The following is a 22,461-nucleotide window of genomic DNA, read 5'->3' on the forward strand; positions in this document are numbered from 1 at the left end:
TCACGCCATTGACTTTTATCAAAAATTTTCCTGCAATATCCGCATCAAAACGTTAAGACTTTAGCGCTGACATTGAAGAAAACCTCGCGACATTATAGACACCGCTATTGCTTAGTGAACTAATCATTTTCAATATGTAAGTTATAAAGTCATCATATAAGTGAGTAATGTTTGCCAGCGCACAGATCCTCTATTTTATATCGCTTACACTTGACTATTGCTGCTATAAATTAAATTTTAATTATTTAAGGCAATATCATTTTTCTGTATCAGAGAGCAAACATATGCGATCAAAAGAAAAGCAAGAAGTCACCAATGAGCTGTTAGATGGGCTACCAAGTAAACTCAGAAAAACTATTGTAGCGCAATGCGAGCAAGTCCATTTAACCTCCGGTGATATATTGCATGAGCGCGGGCAAGGCATTGACTACATATTTTATCCTTTAACAGGGTATATTTCACTGGTCACTACAGGTACGAGACACCCACCGCTTGAACTGTGTATTATCGGTAATGAAGGTATGTTGGGTATTTCCAATATCTCAGGAGTACAATCGGCACCTGATAGAGCTGTTGTTCAGGGGTCCGGAACAGCGCTGCGCTTATCTGTTAAGCAATTTCAGTATCAACTGAAAAACTTTCCATTACTGTTAAAAAGATTGAATGATTACCTTTATATTTTGTTTGTGCAAGGTTCACAATCATTAGTCTGCATGCGATTTCATCCCATAGTATCTCGTCTTGCTCGTTGGTTACTCATGACTGATGATAGGGCACATTCTACTCATTTAAACCTAACACATCAATTTCTTGCTGATATGCTTGGTGTTCGAAGAAGCGGGATAACAGTAGCCGCTTGCTTATTAAAAGATAAAAAGTTAATTAGCTATACACGAGGTACCATTCAGATACTTAATCGTAAGGGCTTAGAGCGGGAAGCTTGTGAGTGTTATCAGCTGATGAAAGGTAATTATACCAATAGGTTAAACTAGACCACTTTAGCTATTCGTTTGTTTTAAATAAGCATTAGTAAAGACATCTATTATAACCTCAAACAGTATTTTACACTATTTTTAGTCTGTTAATCAGCGCTAAGACCACCTTAAAAACCCTCTGTTTCAACTTGCCAGCATTAGTTTTAAGCCGTTTAGGATAAAACACACTCTTTAGACAGTACGCTAACGTACAGAGCGACCTCCCTTGTCACCGTATAATATTTTTAGATTTAGCTTAATAAATCAAATATAACTGTTTTTATGTTAACTATCTTAGCCGTCTCTAAAAACAGATAACACCGTTGAATACATTTAATCGGAGAAAATTAGCATGCAAAGTGAAAAGCATTTACAGAGAGATATCTCACATATTCAAAAGCTCATTAATATAGGTGATGTAGCAATGCTTGTTTCTAGGTCCGCTGATGGAATAATGAAAAGTCGACCGATGGAAACCGTTGAAGTTAGCGCTGAAGGAGAACTCTTCTTTTTTACAACGCTATCTTCAGAGTTGATTGGTGAATTGACTGAAAACAGCTTCGTCAATCTTAGTTTTATCAAAGAAGATAACAATTTTATTTCGGTATCTGGGATCACTCAGGTAATTAAAAGTGAAGCTATGTTGATTAAATTATGGGAGTCACGTTATGAAACGTGGATTCAAGATGGATTGGATAACCCAGACATTGCTTTATTGAAAGTAAGTTTAGTGCGAGCAGAGCATTGGAAGCATAACACGATGTTGAACAGCATCAGACAACTATTTACTCCGGGAGTTTCAGCAGTAAATAATGTTCATGAATCAATTGAGCCTGATGAAAGTCGTTAACAGTGAGTAAATATAATAGATAAATTCATAACGCTTTGAGCGTTGTGCTTAATTAAAGTAAATATCGATGAACTTATTTGAAATTGAAAGGGGAATACATGTCTACAATCAAAAAACGTAAAGTTGTCGACCACATTGTAGAGACACTTTACAAATATGGTGTCCGCCATGTCTTTGGTATTCCAGGTGATGCGATTAATGATTTGATGGATGCTATACGCCGCAATGGAAAGATAGAATTCATACAGGTCCGTCATGAAGAAAGTGGGGCGTTTGCCGCATCAGCCCAAGCAAAATTAACCGGTAAGCTTGCCGTTTGTGTTGGTACTGCTGGAGGTGGAGCCATACATTTACTCAATGGCTTGTACGACGCTAAGCTCGACCATGCACCTGTCCTAGCGATAACGGGGCAGTTACCGCGTTCTGAAATAGGTAATAACTCACATCAAGAAATCAATTCATCCGCTCTTTTTTCTGATGTCGCTGTGTTTAATCAAACCTTGTTTGCTGCTGATCGTGTCCCTGAGATCATCCAGCAAGCGTGTAATAGTGCGATTACTGAAAGCGGAGTTGCTCATATTGCCCTACCTGTAGATGTGGCCACGGAGCAAATAGAAGCAGGTATTACTTGTCATCCAATCGCTGGCACTGAAAAGGGCAGTACAAAACCTTTAGCATCATCATTAAACAATACACTTAGCCTAATTCAGCAAGCTAATAAAATTGTAGTTCTTGCGGGCGTAGGGGCTATTCCAGCGCGTCAACAGCTACTTACTTTGTTGAAAAAATGCAATGCACCACTTATTAGAACATTAAAAGCAAAAGTATTACTGCCAGATGAGCATGAATATTCCTTAGGAGGACTTGGCTTACTTGGTACGCGACCATCAATTGAGGCAATAAATAATTGTGATTTACTTATTATGCTCGGTACTGATTTTCCCTACAAAGAATATTACCCTGGAAAAGCGAAAGTCATTCAAGTGGACAAGGATATTCGACACATAGGTCGACGTTGCCCTGTCGATGTATCTATAGTTGGAGAGGTAAGTGAGGTGCTAGAGCAATTAATTATTGATTTACCCCAAAAAGATGACAAAAATTTTCTTGATGAATGTCGTCACCAGAAAATGAAATGGTCAAGAGAACAAGGCGAAAAAGAAAGCTCGCAAGTAGCGCCAATAAAACCGCAGTTTCTAGCACGAACAATCGGCGAGCTTGCCAACAAAGATGCAATTTTTCTTTGTGATACTGGCACGGTGACTGCGTGGGCCGCACGTCATTTACCCGTAACTGAACACCAACTATTTACCCTTTCAGGTAACTTGGCCACGATGGCATTTAGCATGGCTGGCGCGATAGGCGCACAATTAAAATTTCCTGACCGGCAGGTAATAGTACTTATCGGGGATGGTGGTTTTAGTATGTTAATGCAAGAATTTATTACCGTGGTCAATCGTAAATTACCGATAAAGGTTATTATTTTTAACAATGCCAAATTGGGACTAATTCAACTCGAACAAGAAAGCAGCGGTTACCCCAATTATAAAACGGCATTAAAAAATCCAGATTTTGCTGAATTTGCTCGATTATGTGGTGGTGAGGGTTGGAGTGTAGAACGCCCTGAAATGCTAGTCGACGCATTGAAAGAGGCATTTACTAGTACTGAGGCCTGTGTGCTTGATGTCCATATCGATCCAAATGAATTGGTTATGCCGCCCAAACTTGAACTGTCACAAGCAGTAAATTATTCGATTGCTAAAGCTAAAGAGTTTTTAAATTAAAAGGACAGACTTTGTTACGTATCTTGTCGGCGATGATTGACAAAGAGCTAACAAAGCATTCGTAGCATAAATTAAATTGTAATCACTTAAGTGATTACAAAAGACTATTTAATAATTTTTTAAGGATAACTATATGCTTTTCAATGGTTCGTTTAATACAGACTGTCCTCTTCGTCAAAAAATTCGTGAGTTTTACCGTATCGATGAAAAAATCGCGGTAGATCATATCTTACCATTGGCAGAAGTAAATGTTGGTGCCAGAAGTCGAGCGTGGGAAAGAGCGCGTAAAATGGCTGTTCAAATTCGTAAAGTCGAGTCAGGTAATGGTGCAATAGACGCCTTATTAAAAGAATACACCCTATCAAGTGAAGAAGGTGTGGTCTTAATGTGTTTGGCCGAAGCCTTGTTACGAGTACCAGACAAACATACTCAAGATGCTTTAATTCGTGACAAAATTTCTCAAGGGCAATGGAACAGTCATTTAGGCAGCAGCGATTCATTGTTCGTTAATGCCTCGTCATGGGGCTTGTTAATTACCGGCACTATGGTGAATTATGCCGATAAACGCAAAAAGGAAAGCTTTGGTTTATTGAAAAAGATTGTTGGTCGTTTAGGTGAACCTGTTATTCGTAAATCAATGAACTACGCCATGAAAATTATGGGTAAGCAGTTTGTGATGGGCGATACAATCATTGCCGCAACTGAGCGTGCTGCCGATAAAGAGCAGCAAGGCTATGTCTATTCATTTGACATGCTCGGTGAAGGTGCCCGTACGATGAATGATGCTGATAAGTATTTTAAAGCTTATCAAGAGGCAATAGAGGCGATTGGGAATGTAGCGCGTGCTACGGGTAAAGATGATCCTCGTAAAGTTCCTGGTATTTCAGTGAAACTTTCTGCAATTCACCCTCGTTATGAATTTAACCACAAAGAACGCGTTATGGCTGAAATTGTGCCAAAACTTAAGGCGCTTTGTTTACAAGCTAAAAGCTACAATATTGGTTTAACCGTTGATGCCGAAGAGTCTGAACGCTTAGATATATCACTTGATATTATTGAAGCGGTTTTTAGTGATAGTGATTTAGCAAATTGGACTGGCTTTGGTATGGCATTACAAGCTTATCAAAAGCGGGCTATTTTTGTCGTTGATTGGTTACGTGAATTAACGGTGCGAGTTGACCGAAAAATGATGGTCCGCCTAGTAAAAGGGGCTTATTGGGATACTGAAATTAAAAAGGCTCAAAAAGAGGGTCATCAGCATTTCACTGTATTTACACGAAAATCTTCTACTGATGTTTCTTTCCGCGCTTGTGCAAAAAAATTATTAGCTTATAGAGATACCATTTATCCACAGTTTGCTACGCATAATGCATACACTGTTGCCGCCATTCTTGAACTCGTTGATGGCAATAAAGAGGGTTTTGAATTTCAATGTTTACATGGCATGGGGAACTCTTTGTATGATCAAATAGTTTCTAGTGAAAATATTCAATGTCGCATCTACGCCCCAGTTGGTCATCATGAAGAGCTATTAGCTTATTTAGTGCGGCGTTTGCTAGAAAATGGTGCTAACTCTTCTTTTGTTAATGCCATTGTTGATGAGACTCAACCTGTTGAATCTTTACTGAGAGATCCCGTTGAAAAAACGCAGCGTTTAAAAGATAAATATAACACCCAAATCACCAAACCCATAGCTTTATACCATGATGAAAAAGGTCTCGGTCGTGATAACTCTAAAGGCGTCGATTTAGCTGATATTAATACAATCACACCCTTGAAGTCGTTTTTAGATAGCTGGTTTACTGATCATCTACTCTCTGAAAGTAACGTTCCAAAAGGGGCTTTTGCCGTTAATAATCCTGCCAACCAAACTGAAATAATAGGCTTTTATCGTCATCACAACGAAGATGAAATGCTGGCAATGATAACGTTGGCTAAAACAGCATTTTCATCATGGTCACAAACACCAGTATCTGAACGCGCAGCGTTATTGTGCCGCGTTGCCGATATTCTTGAACATCATATGGACGAGCTTATCGCCTTATGTATTAAAGAAGCGGGTAAAACAGCTCAAGATGGCATCGATGAAGTACGTGAAGCGGTTGATTTTTGTCGTTATTATGCTGAAAAAGCTATTAATCTTGCGGAAGACGAACGTTTCGAAGCTCGTGGTGTAGTGCTCTGTATCAGCCCATGGAATTTTCCTTTAGCGATATTTTTAGGGCAGATCGCTGCAGCCATTGTTACGGGTAATACTGTATTGGCAAAACCCGCTGAACAAACCAGTTTGATTGCGCTGCGCACCATTGAACTGATGAAATCTGTTGGACTACCTGAAGGCGTTGTACAAGAGGTTATTGCCCGTGGTAGTAAAGTGGGTAGTGTAATTATTCCGGATGATCGTATTAAAACCGTTATTTTTACTGGCTCTAGTGACACAGCGACAATAATTTCACAAACCTTGGCTGATAGAGGTGGCGATCAGGTGCCTTTCATCGCTGAAACGGGTGGACAAAATTGTATGATAGTTGACTCAACTGCCTTGCCTGAGCAAGTTGTTGACGATGTTATTTCTTCAGGATTTCAATCGGCAGGTCAACGCTGTTCTGCGCTTCGGGTATTATTTTTACAAGAAGACATCGCTGATAATGTTATTACTATGCTTAAGGGTGCCTTAGCAGAATTACATGTCGGTAATCCAGCGTACTTAAGCACTGATGTAGGGCCTGTTATAGATAAAAAAGCACTCGGCGTTTTAAATGCGCACAGCGATTATATGAAAACACATGGTCAGTTATTATACCAATGTGAAATATCTGCCGAGGTAGAAAATAATGAGCATTTCTTTTTTGCCCCGCGTCTTTATGAAATTGAAGATATTAGCGTGTTAGAAAAAGAAGTCTTTGGTCCTTGTGTGCACATTGTACGTTTTAAAGGTAATGAGATAGAAGGGGTTATCGATAAAATTAATGGTACAGGTTTTGGTTTAACCATGGGTATTCATACACGTATTGAACACCGTGCCTTTGATTTAGCTAAGCGGTCACGTGCCGGTAATGTTTATATCAACCGTAATATAATTGGCGCCATTGTTGGTGTACAACCTTTTGGTGGTCGAGGTCTTTCTGGTACTGGGCCAAAAGCAGGGGGGCCCAATTATTTAACGCGCTTAGTGAAAGAAAAATCTACCCCTGATGCGGCGAAACTTAATGTATCGCCCTCACAAGAGGAAGTGTTAGAGGGAGATGAAAAAGCTAAAAAAGAGGCAGTTTTACTTATGGATAAGGCCGATGTTGCGCAAAAATGCTGGCGTTTAACTGAGTTAAATCCCCGTATTTCTTGCGTGCGTCAATTGTTAGCCAAAATTGCTGATGTTGATATTGTTGATGATTTATTTGATGACCTAAATCTTACGTTAACAGCGGCTCGTGAACAATTAATACGTATTGAAAAACACCTTAATAAACCACTAACTCTACCTGGGCCAACAGGTGAGTCTAATATGTTGTATTTAGAAAACCGCGGTAATATTATTTGCTTTGCGGATAAAAATGTCAGCTTTCAGTTTTTGTTGATGTCTATTATAACGGCGTTGGCGACGGGTAATACCGTTATTACGGTTGTCTCTGATTTATTTTATGAGGAAGCTTTAGCCTTTAGAGATAAGTTTGTTGCAACAGGCGAAGATGAAAATGTTTTTCAAGTTGCCAAGTTATGTCATTTATCAGCGCTGTTAGCGCATCCTGCTTTGTCAGGTGTTGTTGTTGATAGTCATTGCGACCGAAAACATTATATCAGTGAGAAGTTAGCTGAACGTCAAGGCGCAATATTACCGGTGATCAGTTCAGAATATTTGGATAATTTAATTCAGCGTCTATTAACAGAAAAATCAGTTAGCATTGATACGACCGCTGCTGGTGGTAACACATCGCTTATGACTTTAGAGGAAGAATATTAGTTAATAATCCATTGTTAGCCGTTAGATATTGTTATAAATCTACAATAACTATCGGCAGGCAACCTAAAGCCAATAGAGTTATCCCCCGTATACTCATCAGCCAAACGTTTTTGGTTCGATATCGCACAGAGCCTAAATCGATAAAGTCGTACACTATGTTTTTGGTGGGGCGGCAAAAATCGCCTCCCTATATTGATTTTTTTAATGAAAAAAGGAAAAGTAATTATGAGCACCATTGATATTGGTATTGATGAAAAAGATAGAAGTAAAATCGCTGAAGGATTAAAAAAATTACTAGCAGACTCTTATACGCTTTATTTACAAACACATAACTTTCACTGGAATATTACGGGGTTGAGGTTTAGAGAGTTACACTTAATGTTTGAGGATCAATATACAGAATTAGCAATTGCTGTAGACGACATTGCAGAACGTATTAGAACGCTTGATGTTGCCGCGCCAGGCACTTATAAAGAATTTTCCAGATTAAGCTCAATCCACGAGGTGGATGGTGTTCCTAATGCCACAGAAATGATTGCAGTATTAACTGTTGGGCATGAAACACTTATAAAGACCGCACGTGACGTTTTAAAAGTGGCTCATCAATTAGACGATGAATCAACGGTATCTCTTGTCTCTGACCGAATGCGAATTCATGAAAAAACATCGTGGATGCTAAGAGCTTCAAATAAGTAGCTTGAGTAATTACCTTTCAATGTTTTGAAATTAAATTCGTTATATATTTCAACGTTATTCACCTATTTTATTTAAAAGGATCACCAGAATGGGCACTTTTTCTCGCTTTGCAATGGCTATTGTTTTACTGCTTGTTTTGCTTGGTGGCGTATTCAGCTACAAGTTTTATCAACTAGAGCAAATAAAGGCGAAGTTCTCGCAGCCACGACCACCTGCGGTTGTTGAAGCCACAGAGGTTGTTATGGCTACCTGGCAAACGAGCATTCAATCAATTGGCAGTATTAGGGCTATAAATGGTGTTCGGATCGCTAATGAGATGCCAGGCGTTATAACTGAGGTCTTATTCGAATCGGGTCAGCGTGTTGAAAAAGGTGATATCCTTATTCGCCTGAATAGCGAAATAGAGCAAGCCATACTTAAAAAAAGTAGGGCTGAGGAACAGCTTGCATCGAAGGAGTTTCAACATAACGTCGATCTGATTTCCAAACGAGCTGTTTCACAGTTAGCCTATGATAAAGCTAAGGCTGCGGAAGATTCTGCCAGAGCAAGAGTGCAAGAGGCAGAGGCTCAGCTTGGCAAAAAAGTCATTACAGCACCTTTCAATGGTGTTCTCGGGCTCCGTTTAGCCGACATTGGCCAATATCTATTCGTAGGTACGCCTATCGTTGAAATCAATATGCTTAACCCAATTCTTGTTGAATATACACTTTCTGAAAAAGAGCTGCGAAGTGTTGACATAGCAGACCCTGTTGAAGTCACTGTTGCGGCAAAAGGTTCCGAGGTATTTAAGGGGTCCGTTACCGCTATCAACAGTTCGGTCACACCTGAAACACGCACCGTTAAATTACGTGCTCAGCTTCTTAATTTACAACAAGGACTCAAACCTGGAATGTTTGCTACTGTCAGAACCTTCGCAGAAGGTCCTCGAGAGGTGGTAGCGATCCCAAACACGTCAATATCATTCAACACCTACGGTAACTTTGCCTATGTATTAACAGAAAATTCAGCGGGTCAACTGGTTACTGAGCGCCGAACATTAGAAACAGGTTTTAAACGAGGAAGTATGACAGAAGTTAAGCAAGGACTTGAAGCTGGAGAGCGTATTGTTGGCTCAGGCCTCTTGCGCCTCAGGGCTGGCCAGCAAGTAAAAATCAAGCAGAACGACTCCTCACTCGACCCTGCTTCTGTTAGCACAGGAGTAAAATAGCCATGCGTTTTACAGACATATTCATAAAACGGCCCGTTTTATCCACGGTAGTAAGTTTGCTGATATTACTGGTTGGTGTGCGATCCATCATGGAAATGGAGATCCGCGAATATCCTTTGCTAGAAAGCACTAAAGTCACGGTTACGACTGCATATCCAGGTGCTAGCAGCGAACTAATTCAGGGGTTTATCACCCAACCTTTGCAACAGGCCATCGCCGAAGCTAAAGGCATCGACTTCTTAAGCTCTTCGAGCACGCAGGGGTTTTCAACTATCGAAGCACAGATGGAACTTAATTACGATGCTAATGACGCGTTGGCCGAGATCCAATCTAAAGTCGCTAGTCAGCGGAACGCATTACCTGTAAACGCTCAAGACCCTGTTATTAATTCGACAACAGGTGAAGGTCGCGCGCTTATGTACATTGCTTTCTTCAGTGAGACTATGCGGGTACCAGAAATCACCGATTATCTTGCTCGTGAAGTACAGCCAAAACTACAGGCACTATCGGGTGTGGGTAAAGCTGAACTTTTAGGACGGCGTTTTGCTCTGAGAGTTTGGTTAGACCCCCAAAGACTTGCTGCGGTTAATCTTACCTCGACCGAGATTGTTCAGACCCTGCGCGAAAACAATTATCTCTCTGGTGTTGGACAAACAAAAGGAGAGTTAATAAAGATTAGTCTTACCAGTAACACTGACGTTTCTAACACTGAACAGTTCAAGAATCTTGTTATCAAATCAACTGAAGACACGATTATTCGTCTCAAGGATGTTGCGAGGGTGGAACTTGGATCGCAAACCTACGAAAACATTGCGTTATACAAAGGAAAACCATCGACCTACGTGGCTATTAGCCTCTCTCCTGGCTCAAATCCGCTGTCTGTGGCAGAACGGGTAAAAGAACTTCTACCTGAGATTAAATCTCAACTACCGTCTGGTTTGCTGGTTGAACTGCCTTATGATGCATCAGAATTTATCGACGATTCAATTAATGAGGTCATTAAAACGCTGATCGAGGCAATAGGTATTGTGCTTGTTATTGTGTTTTTGTGTCTTGGTTCCCTTCGCGCTGCCATCATTCCATCACTAGCGGTTCCACTCTCACTGATTGGTGGTGCCTTTATAATGCTTGTACTGGGTTTCTCACTCAATTTACTGACATTACTTTCACTTGTTTTGGCCATTGGCTTAGTCGTCGACGATGCTATTATTATTGTCGAAAATATCCATCGTCACATCGTTAATGGTAAGTCAAAGAAGGAAGCTGCGATCATTGGCGCCCGTGAAATGGCAAGTCCAATTATTGCGATGACAATCACGCTGGTGGCTGTTTATGCACCTATTGGCTTTATGGGAGGGCTAGTTGGCTCGCTATTTACTGAGTTTGCTTTCACGCTTGCAGGTGCGGTCGTTATTTCAGGGATCATCGCCTTGACCTTATCGCCTATGCTAGCTAGCAAGGTACTGAAACCTCATGGAGAGTCGTCGCGTTTTGAAAGTGCTGTAGAAGGCTTGTTTGAAAAGCTCGCCAACGTTTATCAGCGCTCATTGACTATCGTTGTTAAGGCCGTGTCACCTGTGATCATGTTTGCATTGGTTGTTCTCGTGTCGATATTTTTTATGGTCATGTTAAGTGAGAAAGAGCTGGCACCCACTGAAGATCGTGGCATTATCCTATTTCAGGGCAAAGGACCACAGACAGCTACCCTTGAATACTTGCAAAAGTATGGCGCGGAAATGCAGACAGCGTTTGAGCAGGTGCCAGGCTACGACGAGACATTTATGTTGGTGGGTATGACAAGTTCCGATGCTGTATTTGGTGGTTTCAAAATGAAACCTTGGAGTGAACGTGATATATCGCAGTTCGACATAATGCCTCAACTACAGGCATCTGTGGCAAATATTACTGGTTTAAAAACAGCATTATTTCCGATCCCCTCCTTGCCTGGTTCCAGTGGTGGTTTACCTTTTCAGTTTGTAGTGACTTCAGGGAGTGATTTTAATCAGCTTAACCAGGTGGCAGATGAATTGGTTGGAGCCGCCATGCAAAGTGGCAATTTTACCTTCGTGCAAAAATCAATCGATATCGACAAGCCAGTTACTCGGGTAAAGGTTGACAGAGATCGCGCTGCAGATTTAGGTTTGTCGATGGAAGAAATCGGTCAGGAGCTCAGTAGTATGCTTGGTGGTGGCTATATTAATCGTTTTAATATGGAAGGGCGCTCTTACGAAGTTATTCCTCAGGTTGAGCGTTATGCTAGAGATAGTGAACTGGCAATAAACGATTATTACATCCGCGCTGATTCTGGCGAGTTGGTTCCACTTGGTTCGGTCGTTAATTTCGAACATGATGTTGAACCCTCGTCAAGGACACAATTTAATCAGCTAAATTCGATAACAATTGAAGGTATTCCCGTGCCATCAGTACCCATGGGAGATGCTGTTGGTTTTATGAAAGCCAGGGCTGCTGATATCTTGCCACGCGGCTTTAGCTACGATTTTAAGGGCGAGTCTAGACAATTCGAAAATTCTGGTAGCGCACTAATCGTTACCTTCTTTATATCGTTACTCGTTATCTACCTTGTGCTGGCGGCGCAATTTGAGAGTTGGCGCGATCCACTTATTATACTGGTGTCTGTACCTATGTCTATTGCCGGCGCTATGGCTTTTATTATGCTTGGTTTTGCTTCAATGAATATTTATACGCAAGTGGGCCTGATCACTCTGATTGGTGTAGTCGCAAAAAATGGTATTCTCATCGTGGAATTCGCGAATACTCTACAACAGCGAGGGCGCGACAAACGCGACGCGGTCATTGAAGCGGCTGCGATTCGCTTGAGACCCATTATTATGACGTCGCTGGCACTTATTGTGGCTATGATCCCGCTGTTAATTGCAGTGGGTCCAGGCGCACAGTCGCGCTTTGCGATTGGTATTACTATTGTTGCAGGGCTTGGTATTGGTACTATATTAACACTGTACGTGTTGCCAGCGTTCTACATTGTGTTAGCAAAGAAAATTAAGACGTCAAATCAGGAAACATAAGGACCTCCAACGATAAAGCTATCATCATCTAAGAGTGAACTTTCTTTTTAAGAAAGTTCACGTTGATTGAATCTACCATGATTTATATCTATATCGAGTAGAACAAGGGTATGTACCCGCTACCAATCAAAATGCATGTTTCAGGTGCTTGATTGATAACAGGTATAAATATTATCTCCATGTTTTTGAGTGAAAATATCACTGCTAAGTGTGTTGACGTACATACGAAAAATAACTGACCGAGTATGATATAAGCCATGACTTTCGAAAATTAAAGCTTAATTAATATAGAAGGGTAGGACAATGTTACGAAGTCTCAATGAACTTATGCGTTTTCAATTACAAGGTATCGACAAAACAATAGGTCTTTGTAAAGATTTCCTCTTTGACGATAAATTATGGGTAATACGTTACATAGTTCCTGATACTAAAAAGTGGCTCTGTGGAGAACGAAAAATATTAATCAGCACCATCTCACTGCAAAAACCTCAGTGGGAACAGTACAAATTCCCTGTTGATTTAACTCAACAAAAAATTAAAAATAGTCCTCCACTTGAGGAACACCAACAAATATCTCATCAATATGAAACTGAATTATTTCAATTCTACGGTTATGCTTACTATTGGATGAACGAAGGATTATGGAGAACTTCTCCTAGTCCCAACCCCCTAGTTGATACAAAGTTATCTAAGGATAATACTCAAGTAAAATCAGAAGATTGGCATTTACATTCAACCAATGATGTTAAGAAATTTGAGATCTATGCGAAAGATCAAAAAATTGGCCATATTAAAGACTTTATTTTAAATGACGATAATTGGACTATTTCGTATATCGTCATAGATACGCGTAATTGGGCACCCGGTGGTCGCAAGGTTTTGATTAGTCATAAATGTATTGAGGCAGTCAATTGGACTGACTCTTATATAACCGTTAATGTAAACGCTGAGAAAATAATGGAAAATCCACCATTCGATCAAGAGCGGTTTATTGACCCAGAATATGAAAACGAGCTCCGTAAGTATTATTAAAAGTTATTAAACTTTGTTAAGGGTTACCGTTAGCCAAGGTAAATAAGCGTTGGCTAACAAAAATGGATAATATATTACGATACCTTCTCCATTCTTAAGCTAGAAATTTTCGTTAAACTCTAACGTAGTAACAGGTTAAGTTGCGCGACTATTTCAGACCATAAAGCTGTTTCGTGTCGCTTAACATCGCTGGCTATAGGCGCATTGTTACCAATAAAATTAGATAATCAATAAAATAGATATTAGCCTTTCTTGTTCCTTGCTAGCCCTGTTGATTAAAAAGTCATTCAATTGAATGCATTGGTGCTTGCATCTGGAACTCTTTAAATTGTGATGTTAAGTTTTAATTAATTCATTCGTTTATTGGGCTTTCTTCAATGAGTTTTATTATAGTAGGATTGTTATTTAATTTTGCTAAGTCAATAAGATAGCTTTTTTCAAGTGCATGTATTGGCTGCTTTGCTAATAATTCTTTTACTGATTGTGTTTCTCCATTTGCTATGCAAGTTTTTAAAGCCGCAAAGGTCGCGATACTGCGTTCGTTTTCATTGCTCATATTAAATCCCAATAGTTCAGTTTTGTTAAATTAGTTAAGTTATAGGTTACGGCTATTATTTTGCACGGAATGTGAAAATAAATATGTACGCCATCACACAAAACTTAACGGTTTTCTTATCTACAAAGCTACTACCCCCTGTATTGCTATATTCTCAGTAGTCTAGGTTATATTTAAATGTGTATATTAGCGGTATAAGTAACATATCTCCCTTTAGGCTTTTTATAATGCTAAAAATTGATTTTTGTTCTGCTACATCAATTAAGTATGTGCGCTAGCGCACATCTAGCAGGCTGATATTTTGTTACTTTGAGTTGTAAAAATAAATCCTACATGACTAAATTATTCATAAGCAGAAAATTCAAGTGGCGTTGTTTAATTTATAAGTTAATCGTTAGGTTCTTCGAAAATAGGCTCACAAAAATTTAGAATAGGAAGGAAAGTTATGCGTTATCACCAGTTAAGTGAAGTATTTGAACACCTAATAACATTGAATACCGCAACGCTAGCGTTTTATGAGAGAAGTCTTAAAGTGACAGAGCAAGAGCGCGCTAGAATGTTTTTACATTATTTAACAGACAAGCAAAAAGTCAGAAACCAATATTTAATCACCTCATTGATAGAGGCGCCTATTAAAACATTTGAAATGTGGTTTGATGACGATATTGACGAACAATTATTAGTTTATATAGAAACACTAGCGTTAGCTCCTAATGCAAACAGTGAAACAATAACCACTGTAATGCTAGAGGTAAATGAGAAGATAGAAATGTGGTTAAGATCCATTTTACCCTTGATAATCAACAATTACAGTAAAGAGTATCTTCTGGATCTGATCAATAATTTACATCAAAAAAATCAGCAAATAATGCATGGCCTCCAAAGGATGAATGATGTGTGACCCTACCTTTGTTATCCCTTATATCTACGATGTAATGATTCTTTCAAAGCCGTAACAAGTTAAATTGGCCTATTGCTTTACCCATCACGATGACTGTTCTTCACCTAATCTATGAATAACAAAACATGAGGTATTTAAATGAAACGGACAAAAAATGCCAATCCGGGTTTATTACTTGCCTTGACGCCTGTCGTATTAACGCTACTTATTCTTGGGACACAAATATTTTACTTTGGCGTTTTTGAGCCACACATTCCTCTTGCCATTGGTTTAGCCATTACCAGTATTGTTGGCATTAAGTTAGGGCTGAAATGGAAAGATATTGAAAGAGGAATTTTTCACGTTATTCACGTCGCTTTACCTTCAGTGTCTGTTTTAATAACGGTTGGGATGATTATTGGGGTCTGGATTGCTAGCGGTACAGTACCCAGCATTATTTATTATGGTTTAAAGGTCCTTTCGCCTGAAATCTTTCTGGCTGCTGGTATGGTCATTTGTGCTGTTGTTTCACTTTCTCTTGGCACTAGTTGGGCGAGTGTCGGTACGGTTGGTTTGGCCTTAATGGGCATTGGCGAAGGTTTTAACATTCCTGCATATTGGACAGCTGGCGCTGTAGTTTCTGGTGCTTTTTTTGGTGATAAAATATCACCACTTTCCGACACAACTAATTTGGCCCCTGCAGTGACTGGAACCGATGTTTTTTCTCATATAAAAAATATGATGGCAACGACCATCCCAGCTATGCTCATCGCTCTTATCATCTATTTGTTGGTGGGATTTTTCGTCATCGACACTCAAAGCATTTCATTTGAAAGAATTGACGCTATCACTAACACCCTAGACGAAAACTTTTATATTTCAGGATGGGTATTATTACCTGCTTTGGTTGTCATGGGTTTAGCGATAAAAAAATATCCCCCTATGCCATCATTATTCGCTGGCGTTGTTGCGGGTGGTGCAACGGCAATGGTTGTACAGGGGCAGAGTCTGCAATCAATTTTTGATTTTGCCAATAATGGCTACTCGATAAGTACGGGGATTGAAGAAATTGACAGCTTGTTAAATAGGGGCGGCATACAATCGATGATGTGGACCATTTCCTTGATATTAATTGCACTAGGCTTTGGCGGTGCACTCGAAAAAACAGGTTGTTTGAAGTCAATTATTAATGCTATTAAAAGTAAGGTGAGTAGTTTTGCCGGTATTCAAACCGCAGCGATTGGTACTGCCTTTGCGACTAACCTAGTTGCCGGTGACCCTTATTTATCGATTGCTTTACCGGGACGAATGTACTCGCCTGTTTATCGTGGTATGGGCTATTCAACCTTAAATCTATCACGTGGAATCGAAGAAGGTGGAACATTAATGTCTCCCCTTATTCCATGGAATGCGGGTGGTGCATTTGTAATTTCAGCGCTAGGTCTTGGTATTGCTGATGGCAATATAGAAAACCTTTTGTATATCCCCCTTGCTTTTGCCTGCTGGTTGGCACCACTTATTGGGATCTTCTATGCTTTTACTGGATTATTCTCACCCAAAGCAACCGAAGAAGAAAGAGAGCATTGGGAATCTTCTGGTGAAGCAATAGCTGAATTTAATGCTAACGGTACACCAAAAGTTGAAGATACTGCGAAAGATGATGTAGATAACAATTCAGTCACGAAAAAGTCATAGTGTTGTTGATATGATTTATTACGCCATTGAATTTAGTTTGACGTAAAGCAACTTTCTATCAAGAATTATCCTTTACCTTCTTATAAAAATAGCTCAAGATAGTTTCGTTAAATACACTAACAATACATAAGTCATTGATTTTACTGGTATGAAAACACTAGTGATCAGATGTCAAATACATGGAGATTGGTAACTAAACTTATGAATTATAAAGAAATAAATAGCATTCTGTTTGTCTGTATGGGCAATATTTGTCGTTCGCCAAGTGCTGAGGCGGTCTTTCGTCATAAAGTTAAAGAAAAGGGTATTTCTTTAACGATAGATTCTGCGGGTACAACGGGCTCTCATGCGCGTGAAAAGCCCGATCATCGTGCGCAAAAGATAGGTACTGAACGTGGCTACTCATTTGACAAAATTAAAGCACGTAAAGTTATTGTTGAAGATTTCACCAAATTTGATTTAGTCTTAGCGATGGACGAGCAAAATGTTAAAGAGCTAAAAAAGTTAGCACCAGAGCATTTACATGAAAAGATTCAATTATTTTTAGAATATGCAGATAATTTTGAAGAACGAGAAGTACCTGATCCATATTATGGTGGGGCGAGGGGATTTAAGTTTGTCTTAGATTTAGTTGAAGATGCTAGCGACGGCTTATTAAAAAAGCTGGCTTAATCGTCAATGATTGAATGTTAGGTTTAAGGATCTAAAACTAAAGCAATAAAAAAGCCCTGTGAATATTATTCACAGGGCTTTTAGCTTTATAGGGTCTTAATTATCTAGCACGGAAAATAATACGGCCTTTAGATAAATCATACGGTGTCAATTCAACCGTTACTTTATCACCCGTTAATATGCGAATGTAGTTCTTACGCATTTTTCCTGAAATATGTGCCGTAACAACATGACCATTTTCTAGTTCAACGCGGAACATAGTATTTGGTAAGGTATCAAGAACCGTACCTTGCATTTCAATATTTTCTTCTTTCGCCATTGGGCGCTAAACCTCTAAAGTTGTGCATAAACAAAAATCTGGGCAGATGATGCCGAAAACAGGCCGGAATGTAAAGCTATAGTGTTATTTATTTACTGTTTGCCATCTGTTTTCTATCAATACTTGATGTGGGTAATAACGATCCTTGTAGTTCATCTTTTTGCAGTCATCAATTTGGTAACCCAGATAAAGAAAGTTCTTCTGCATATCTTTTGCTAAATACACTTGCTGCAAAATAGAAAACACGCCTAAGCCGTGCTTATTATAATCCGGATGATAAAAGGTATATACGGCTGATAGAGCATCTTTTAGTACATCGGTTACTGCAACACTAATAAGTTGATTATCATGCCAAATTTCAAGGTAGAGCTGCTCTGTGACATTACAACGGATAAAACTATTGTATTGATCGTTTGTCGCGGGGAACATTGAGCCATCGGTATGTAAAGTATTGATGTAATTTTCGTACAGCGGGTAATAAATAGCTTTTTTTTCAGTTGAAATGTTAATAGTAAATAGGTTATTTTTCTTTATATTTCGTTTTTGACTTTTAGATAACAAAAATTCCTTAACTAAGACCCGCAGAGATTTGCATGCAGAGCAAAGTTCACAATGAGGTCGGTATATCTGATCACCACTGCGTCTAAAGCCTTGTGACATTAACCAACCATAATGTTCACTGTTATGTAAACGTTCATCGGTTGCAATCAGTAAACGTTCTTCTTGGTTGGGCAAGTAGTTACAAGGAAACGAACCGGTAATGCCTAACTGAAAATTTGTGCTCATACTAAGGCTCTTCTGTCAGTTGGCGGGGTAGCCAAAAATCCGGTGGTAATGAAACCGTTAATGCTTGTGCTTTCAATGTCATAAACTGCGAGCGTGAAACCTCAATACAGCCCATGTCTTCTAAAAAAGGGTTGAGCATTTGGCAGTCAATTAATGGAATGTTTTGGCCTTTTAATAAAGCATTTAAATAAACTAATGCGATTTTAGAACCATTGCTTTTTCGATAAAACATCGATTCTCCAGAAAAGCTGCCATTAATTGCCACGCCATATAAACCGCCGGCTAATTCACCATCCATCCACACTTCTATCGAATGTGCGACACCATTGTCATGCAGTTGTTGATAAGCCGCTAACATATCATCAACTATCCAAGTATCTTCCTTACGAAAGGGAGCATCGGCACAATAATGAATAACACGGTCAAAGGCTTGATTTAAGGTTACGGTGAAGTTCTGTTGTTTTAGTACTTTTCGCAAGGTGCGATTAATACGTAATTGGTCGGTTAGGATAATACCACGCGGATCTGGGCTCCACCACATAATGGCTTCGCCAGCACTGTACCAAGGAAAGACACCACTTCGATAGGCCGACTTTAATCGCGCTACAGATAAATCACCACCAAAAGCAAGTAAGCCATTAGGTTCAATCAACGCATGCTTTAAGGGTGGAAATGCCAGATCATCGACATCGAGTAATGCGACAATCTGGTTTTTAATGACTAAGAGCCTTTAGCGTCTAAGTAACGTTCTGCATCAAGGGCTGCCATACAACCAGCTCCAGCAGAGGTAATTGCTTGACGATAAATATGGTCAGCTACATCACCCGCGGCAAAAACACCTTCAACACTGGTCTGTGTTGCATTACCGTTAGTGCCACTTTGTATCGTTAAGTAGCCATCTTTCATCGCTAATTGGTCGTTGAAAATATCAGTGTTTGGCTTATGACCAATCGCAATAAAACAACCCATAACGTCAATATCTTTAGTGGTGTCAGATTGCGTTTCTTTTAAACGTACACCAGTAACACCCATTTTATCGCCTAACACTTCATCTAAGGTTTGATTTAAGTGTAAGGTAATATTGCCGTTTTTAACTTTTTCGTATAAACGGTCAGTTAAAATCTTTTCAGAGCGAAAAGTTTCACGACGATGCACTAAGTGAACTTCAGAGGCAATATTTGATAAATATAACGCTTCTTCAACAGCGGTATTACCACCGCCAACAACAGCAACTTTTTGGTTGCGGTAAAAGAAACCATCACAGGTAGCACAGGCTGAAACGCCTTTACCCATAAATGCTTCTTCTGAAGGTAAACCTAGGTATTGTGCAGAAGCACCCGTACAAATGATAAGTGCATCACAAGTATAGCTCATGCTATCGCCTTTTAAGGTAAAAGGGCGTTTCGAAAAGTCAACTTCATTGATATGGTCAAAAATAATCTCGGTATCAAACTTTTCTGCATGCTTTTGCATACGATCCATTAATGCTGGACCCGTAAGGTCATCGGCATCACCAGGCCAGTTTTCAACTTCAGTGGTCGTTGTTAATTGACCCCCTTGCTGCATGCCAGTGATCATCACTGGTTTTAAATTTGCGCGTGCGGCATAAACTGCAGCAGTGTAACCAGCTGGACCTGATCCTAAAATGAGTAACGGGCAATGTCTTGCTTCGCTCATGAATGACTCCAAAGATTGATAAAAAGTATAATTAAAAGGTATTAGTTGGGAGTTTAAGCAAAGAACTCAAGAGGGTAAATTAATTTTTTGATAAAAATTTCTATGAGTGCAATGTTAAATGTACAGTGATGGCATATAAACCCTTATACACCACCACTCATCGCTATTTTACGCCAAGCTCTTTTAATCTTTCTAATAAGTAGCTTTTTTGAGTATGTCGTTCAGACAAGACGACTTCGTCTCGTGGATGAAGAAACAACGGCAATGATATTCTAGACTTTTTACTGGCCTTACCTGAAGGATTAATAACCCGATGGCTGGTAGATGGGAAATATCCACCTGAGGCTTCTTGCAACATATCACCAATATTAATAATTAAACTGCCAAAATCACTGGGAACGTCAATCCAAGACCCGTCTTGCTTTTGTACTTGCAGACCGGGTTCATTTGCTGCCGGTAATATGGTTAATAAATTAATATCTTCGTGCGCAGCGGCTCTCACTGCGCCCGGTTCTTCATCTCCACTTAGTGGCGGATAATGTAAAATACGTAATAAAGTATTTGGCGTATCTTTTATCATATTCGCTAGTTGTTCTGAATATTTTTCTGAGACGTCGACTGGACTATATTTTTCTACCCAATCAAGTAATTCTGCAGCAAGTTCAGAGGCTTTCTGGTAATAGGTAAGTATTTCATCTTTAAGTTGATCAGGGATCCTGCCCCAAGGATAAACATGAAAATATTCTTTTATATCTTTATTTGCATGACCCTTAGCCGTCTCAGATATCTCGGTTGAAAAGTAGCCATCTTGTTTCTTTGGATCAAAACTTAAGTTATGCTTTTCTTCACCGCTAAAAAATTCATACCAATTTTTATAAATAGATTCAACAAGCTGTTGCTCAATAGGGTGATTAATTAATACACCGAAACCTGTTTCTCTTAAGCTTTGAACAAATAATTTTCCAGCATTTTTATCTTGATAGTCGACAACCTGAATTTCCATGATTGATTCCCTAACTCTAATTTTAGTGATATTTATTGAAATATAACACAAGCTAACCAAATGGTCAGGTTTAAGATTCATCGTAAAAAAAACCTCTATTAAAAATATAACAGAGGTTTATTGTTTTTATGAAGAACTCACAAAGTATTATTTTCAGTCGTTATAAAGTCGCTATAGCCACTTCAGGTGGTATGTAGTCGTAGCCTAAAACTTCAGCAACAGGTTGGTAAGTGATTTTTCCGCCTAATACGTTTAAACCATTCATTAAGTGTACGTTGTCAAGCATGGCTTGTTTTGCACCCTTATTGGCAAGCATTACCGCAAATGGCATGGTTGCATTAGTTAATGCCATTGTTGATGTGCGTGCTACGCCACCTGGCATGTTAGCTACACAGTAATGTACTACGTCGTCAACAACATACGTTGGGTCTTGATGAGTTGTTGCTTTTGATGTTTCAAAACAACCACCTTGGTCAATCGCGACATCAACAACAACAGCACCTTTTTTCATCATTTTGATGTGGGCTCTTGTTACTAATTTAGGTGCAGCTGCACCTGGAATTAAGACCGCGCCTATGACTAAGTCAGCTTCAACAATTAATTGGTCCATCGCATCGGCAGTAGAGTAAACTGTTTTTAAACGGCCATCAAATTCAGTATCTAATTGACGTAGACGGGGTAATGAACGATCTAATATCGTTACATCAGCGCCCATACCTATTGCCATACGAGCAGCTTGAGTACCAACAACACCGCCACCTATAATTAATACTTTCGCAGGAGCAACACCCGGAACACCACCTAATAAAGCACCTAAACCGCCTTGTGCTTTTTCAAGCGCATGAGCACCTGCTTGAATAGACATACGGCCAGCGACTTCAGACATTGGCGCTAATAAAGGTAAACCACCTTGAGCAGAGGTTACCGTTTCGTAGGCAATACAGGTTGCGCCAGAAGCAACTAATAATTCAGTTTGCTTAGCATCGGGTGCTAAATGTAGGTAAGTAAAAAGTATTTGACCTGGGCGTAGCATTTTACACTCATTAGGTTGTGGCTCTTTTACTTTTATTATCATGTCAGCGGTTGCAAAAATTTCCGCCGCCGTGTTTATAATTTTGGCACCAGCTGCTATGTATTGCTCGTTTTCAAAACCAATAGATTCGCCGCCGTTATTTTCAACAATCACTACATGACCATTAACCGTTAGTTCATTAACACCTGCTGGAGTTAAGCCTATACGGTACTCATGGTTTTTAATTTCTTTAGGAACACCAATAATCATAATCGTCTCACCTGTTAAATGTATTTATATTATTTGCGGCTATTAT

The 22,461-nt window shown here is 39.5% G+C and carries 18 protein-coding genes; 11 read left to right on the forward strand and 7 right to left on the reverse strand.

Features of this window, described 5'->3' with window-relative positions; translation table 11 throughout:
* Nucleotides 1-284: 284 nt before the first annotated feature.
* The 8 genes from H4J70_RS00105 (at nt 285) to H4J70_RS00140 (ending at nt 13,545) form a co-directional block, all read left to right on the forward strand.
* The gene (locus H4J70_RS00105; RefSeq protein ID WP_182215242.1) at nt 285-992 is read left to right on the forward strand and encodes a Crp/Fnr family transcriptional regulator; all 708 of its coding nucleotides are present in this window, start codon (nt 285-287) and stop codon (nt 990-992) included.
* Between the two features lie 334 nt (nt 993-1,326).
* Nucleotides 1,327-1,824: a pyridoxamine 5'-phosphate oxidase family protein gene (locus H4J70_RS00110; protein WP_182215241.1), complete on the forward strand. Its 498-nt coding sequence runs from the start codon at nt 1,327-1,329 to the stop codon at nt 1,822-1,824.
* Nucleotides 1,825-1,922: 98 nt separating this feature from the next.
* Nucleotides 1,923-3,608 carry a thiamine pyrophosphate-dependent enzyme gene (locus H4J70_RS00115; protein ID WP_182250450.1) on the forward strand — a complete coding sequence of 562 codons (1,686 nt, stop codon included), beginning with the start codon at nt 1,923-1,925 and terminating at the stop codon, nt 3,606-3,608.
* A gap of 133 nt (nt 3,609-3,741) precedes the next feature.
* The gene (gene putA, locus H4J70_RS00120; RefSeq protein ID WP_182250451.1) at nt 3,742-7,566 is read left to right on the forward strand and encodes a bifunctional proline dehydrogenase/L-glutamate gamma-semialdehyde dehydrogenase PutA; all 3,825 of its coding nucleotides are present in this window, start codon (nt 3,742-3,744) and stop codon (nt 7,564-7,566) included.
* A gap of 225 nt (nt 7,567-7,791) precedes the next feature.
* A complete protein-coding gene (locus tag H4J70_RS00125) occupies nt 7,792-8,262 on the forward strand; it encodes a Dps family protein (protein ID WP_182244682.1) in 471 nt (156 codons plus the stop codon).
* Nucleotides 8,263-8,350: 88 nt separating this feature from the next.
* Nucleotides 8,351-9,469, forward strand: coding sequence for an efflux RND transporter periplasmic adaptor subunit (locus tag H4J70_RS00130; protein ID WP_182250452.1), 1,119 nt, complete (start codon nt 8,351-8,353; stop codon nt 9,467-9,469).
* 2 nt (nt 9,470-9,471) lie between these two features.
* On the forward strand, nt 9,472-12,513 hold the full coding sequence (locus H4J70_RS00135; protein WP_182244680.1) for an efflux RND transporter permease subunit: 3,042 nt from the start codon (nt 9,472-9,474) through the stop codon (nt 12,511-12,513).
* A gap of 303 nt (nt 12,514-12,816) precedes the next feature.
* The gene (locus H4J70_RS00140; RefSeq protein ID WP_182244679.1) at nt 12,817-13,545 is read left to right on the forward strand and encodes a PRC-barrel domain-containing protein; all 729 of its coding nucleotides are present in this window, start codon (nt 12,817-12,819) and stop codon (nt 13,543-13,545) included.
* 352 nt (nt 13,546-13,897) lie between these two features.
* Here H4J70_RS00140 and H4J70_RS00145 read toward each other — a convergent pair whose 3' ends face one another.
* Nucleotides 13,898-14,101 carry a hypothetical protein gene (locus tag H4J70_RS00145; RefSeq protein ID WP_182244678.1) on the reverse strand — a complete coding sequence of 68 codons (204 nt, stop codon included), beginning with the start codon at nt 14,099-14,101 and terminating at the stop codon, nt 13,898-13,900.
* Between the two features lie 445 nt (nt 14,102-14,546).
* On the opposite strand from H4J70_RS00145, the gene H4J70_RS00150 reads away from it, so the two are divergent.
* The 3 genes from H4J70_RS00150 (at nt 14,547) to H4J70_RS00160 (ending at nt 17,348) form a co-directional block, all read left to right on the forward strand.
* The gene (locus H4J70_RS00150; protein ID WP_182215228.1) at nt 14,547-15,002 is read left to right on the forward strand and encodes a hypothetical protein; all 456 of its coding nucleotides are present in this window, start codon (nt 14,547-14,549) and stop codon (nt 15,000-15,002) included.
* Between the two features lie 138 nt (nt 15,003-15,140).
* Nucleotides 15,141-16,676, forward strand: a complete 1,536-nt coding sequence (nhaC, locus tag H4J70_RS00155) for a Na+/H+ antiporter NhaC (protein WP_182250453.1) — start codon at nt 15,141-15,143, stop codon at nt 16,674-16,676.
* 201 nt (nt 16,677-16,877) lie between these two features.
* Nucleotides 16,878-17,348 (forward strand): low molecular weight protein-tyrosine-phosphatase, encoded by a 471-nt coding sequence (locus tag H4J70_RS00160; RefSeq protein WP_182215224.1) that lies wholly within the window; start codon nt 16,878-16,880, stop codon nt 17,346-17,348.
* Between the two features lie 100 nt (nt 17,349-17,448).
* On the opposite strand, the gene infA is transcribed toward H4J70_RS00160, so the two are convergent.
* The 6 genes from infA to ald form a co-directional block, all read right to left on the reverse strand.
* Entirely contained in the window at nt 17,449-17,667 is a 219-nt protein-coding gene (infA, locus tag H4J70_RS00165) for a translation initiation factor IF-1 (protein ID WP_011043571.1), read from the reverse strand.
* Between the two features lie 84 nt (nt 17,668-17,751).
* Nucleotides 17,752-18,453 (reverse strand): arginyltransferase, encoded by a 702-nt coding sequence (locus H4J70_RS00170; RefSeq protein WP_182250454.1) that lies wholly within the window; start codon nt 18,451-18,453, stop codon nt 17,752-17,754.
* A gap of 1 nt (nt 18,454) precedes the next feature.
* Entirely contained in the window at nt 18,455-19,105 is a 651-nt protein-coding gene (aat, locus tag H4J70_RS00175; protein WP_231907399.1) for a leucyl/phenylalanyl-tRNA--protein transferase, read from the reverse strand.
* Between the two features lie 68 nt (nt 19,106-19,173).
* A complete protein-coding gene (gene trxB / locus H4J70_RS00180; protein WP_070373538.1) occupies nt 19,174-20,130 on the reverse strand; it encodes a thioredoxin-disulfide reductase in 957 nt (318 codons plus the stop codon).
* 163 nt (nt 20,131-20,293) lie between these two features.
* Complete coding sequence (locus H4J70_RS00185) at nt 20,294-21,133, reverse strand: isopenicillin N synthase family oxygenase (protein ID WP_070373539.1); 840 nt, start codon at nt 21,131-21,133, stop codon at nt 20,294-20,296.
* Nucleotides 21,134-21,293: 160 nt separating this feature from the next.
* Nucleotides 21,294-22,415, reverse strand: coding sequence for an alanine dehydrogenase (gene ald / locus H4J70_RS00190; RefSeq protein WP_182244675.1), 1,122 nt, complete (start codon nt 22,413-22,415; stop codon nt 21,294-21,296).
* Nucleotides 22,416-22,461 lie beyond the last annotated feature (46 nt).

Source organism: Colwellia sp. BRX8-9 (genome assembly GCF_014077245.1).
Lineage (GTDB): Bacteria > Pseudomonadota > Gammaproteobacteria > Enterobacterales > Alteromonadaceae > Colwellia_A.

Excerpts from the sequence above, each read along its gene's own strand:
- H4J70_RS00105 (WP_182215242.1), top strand. The coding sequence starts at position 285 with ATGCGATCAAAAGAAAAGCAAGAAGTCACCAATGAGCTGTTAGATGGG.
- H4J70_RS00110 (WP_182215241.1), top strand. The coding sequence starts at position 1,327 with ATGCAAAGTGAAAAGCATTTACAGAGAGATATCTCACATATTCAAAAG.
- H4J70_RS00115 (WP_182250450.1), top strand. The coding sequence starts at position 1,923 with ATGTCTACAATCAAAAAACGTAAAGTTGTCGACCACATTGTAGAGACA.
- putA (WP_182250451.1), top strand. The coding sequence starts at position 3,742 with ATGCTTTTCAATGGTTCGTTTAATACAGACTGTCCTCTTCGTCAAAAA.
- H4J70_RS00125 (WP_182244682.1), top strand. The coding sequence starts at position 7,792 with ATGAGCACCATTGATATTGGTATTGATGAAAAAGATAGAAGTAAAATC.
- H4J70_RS00130 (WP_182250452.1), top strand. The coding sequence starts at position 8,351 with ATGGGCACTTTTTCTCGCTTTGCAATGGCTATTGTTTTACTGCTTGTT.
- H4J70_RS00135 (WP_182244680.1), top strand. The coding sequence starts at position 9,472 with ATGCGTTTTACAGACATATTCATAAAACGGCCCGTTTTATCCACGGTA.
- H4J70_RS00140 (WP_182244679.1), top strand. The coding sequence starts at position 12,817 with ATGTTACGAAGTCTCAATGAACTTATGCGTTTTCAATTACAAGGTATC.
- H4J70_RS00145 (WP_182244678.1), bottom strand. The coding sequence starts at position 14,101 with ATGAGCAATGAAAACGAACGCAGTATCGCGACCTTTGCGGCTTTAAAA.
- H4J70_RS00150 (WP_182215228.1), top strand. The coding sequence starts at position 14,547 with ATGCGTTATCACCAGTTAAGTGAAGTATTTGAACACCTAATAACATTG.
- nhaC (WP_182250453.1), top strand. The coding sequence starts at position 15,141 with ATGAAACGGACAAAAAATGCCAATCCGGGTTTATTACTTGCCTTGACG.
- H4J70_RS00160 (WP_182215224.1), top strand. The coding sequence starts at position 16,878 with ATGAATTATAAAGAAATAAATAGCATTCTGTTTGTCTGTATGGGCAAT.
- infA (WP_011043571.1), bottom strand. The coding sequence starts at position 17,667 with ATGGCGAAAGAAGAAAATATTGAAATGCAAGGTACGGTTCTTGATACC.
- H4J70_RS00170 (WP_182250454.1), bottom strand. The coding sequence starts at position 18,453 with ATGAGCACAAATTTTCAGTTAGGCATTACCGGTTCGTTTCCTTGTAAC.
- trxB (WP_070373538.1), bottom strand. The coding sequence starts at position 20,130 with ATGAGCGAAGCAAGACATTGCCCGTTACTCATTTTAGGATCAGGTCCA.
- H4J70_RS00185 (WP_070373539.1), bottom strand. The coding sequence starts at position 21,133 with ATGGAAATTCAGGTTGTCGACTATCAAGATAAAAATGCTGGAAAATTA.
- ald (WP_182244675.1), bottom strand. The coding sequence starts at position 22,415 with ATGATTATTGGTGTTCCTAAAGAAATTAAAAACCATGAGTACCGTATA.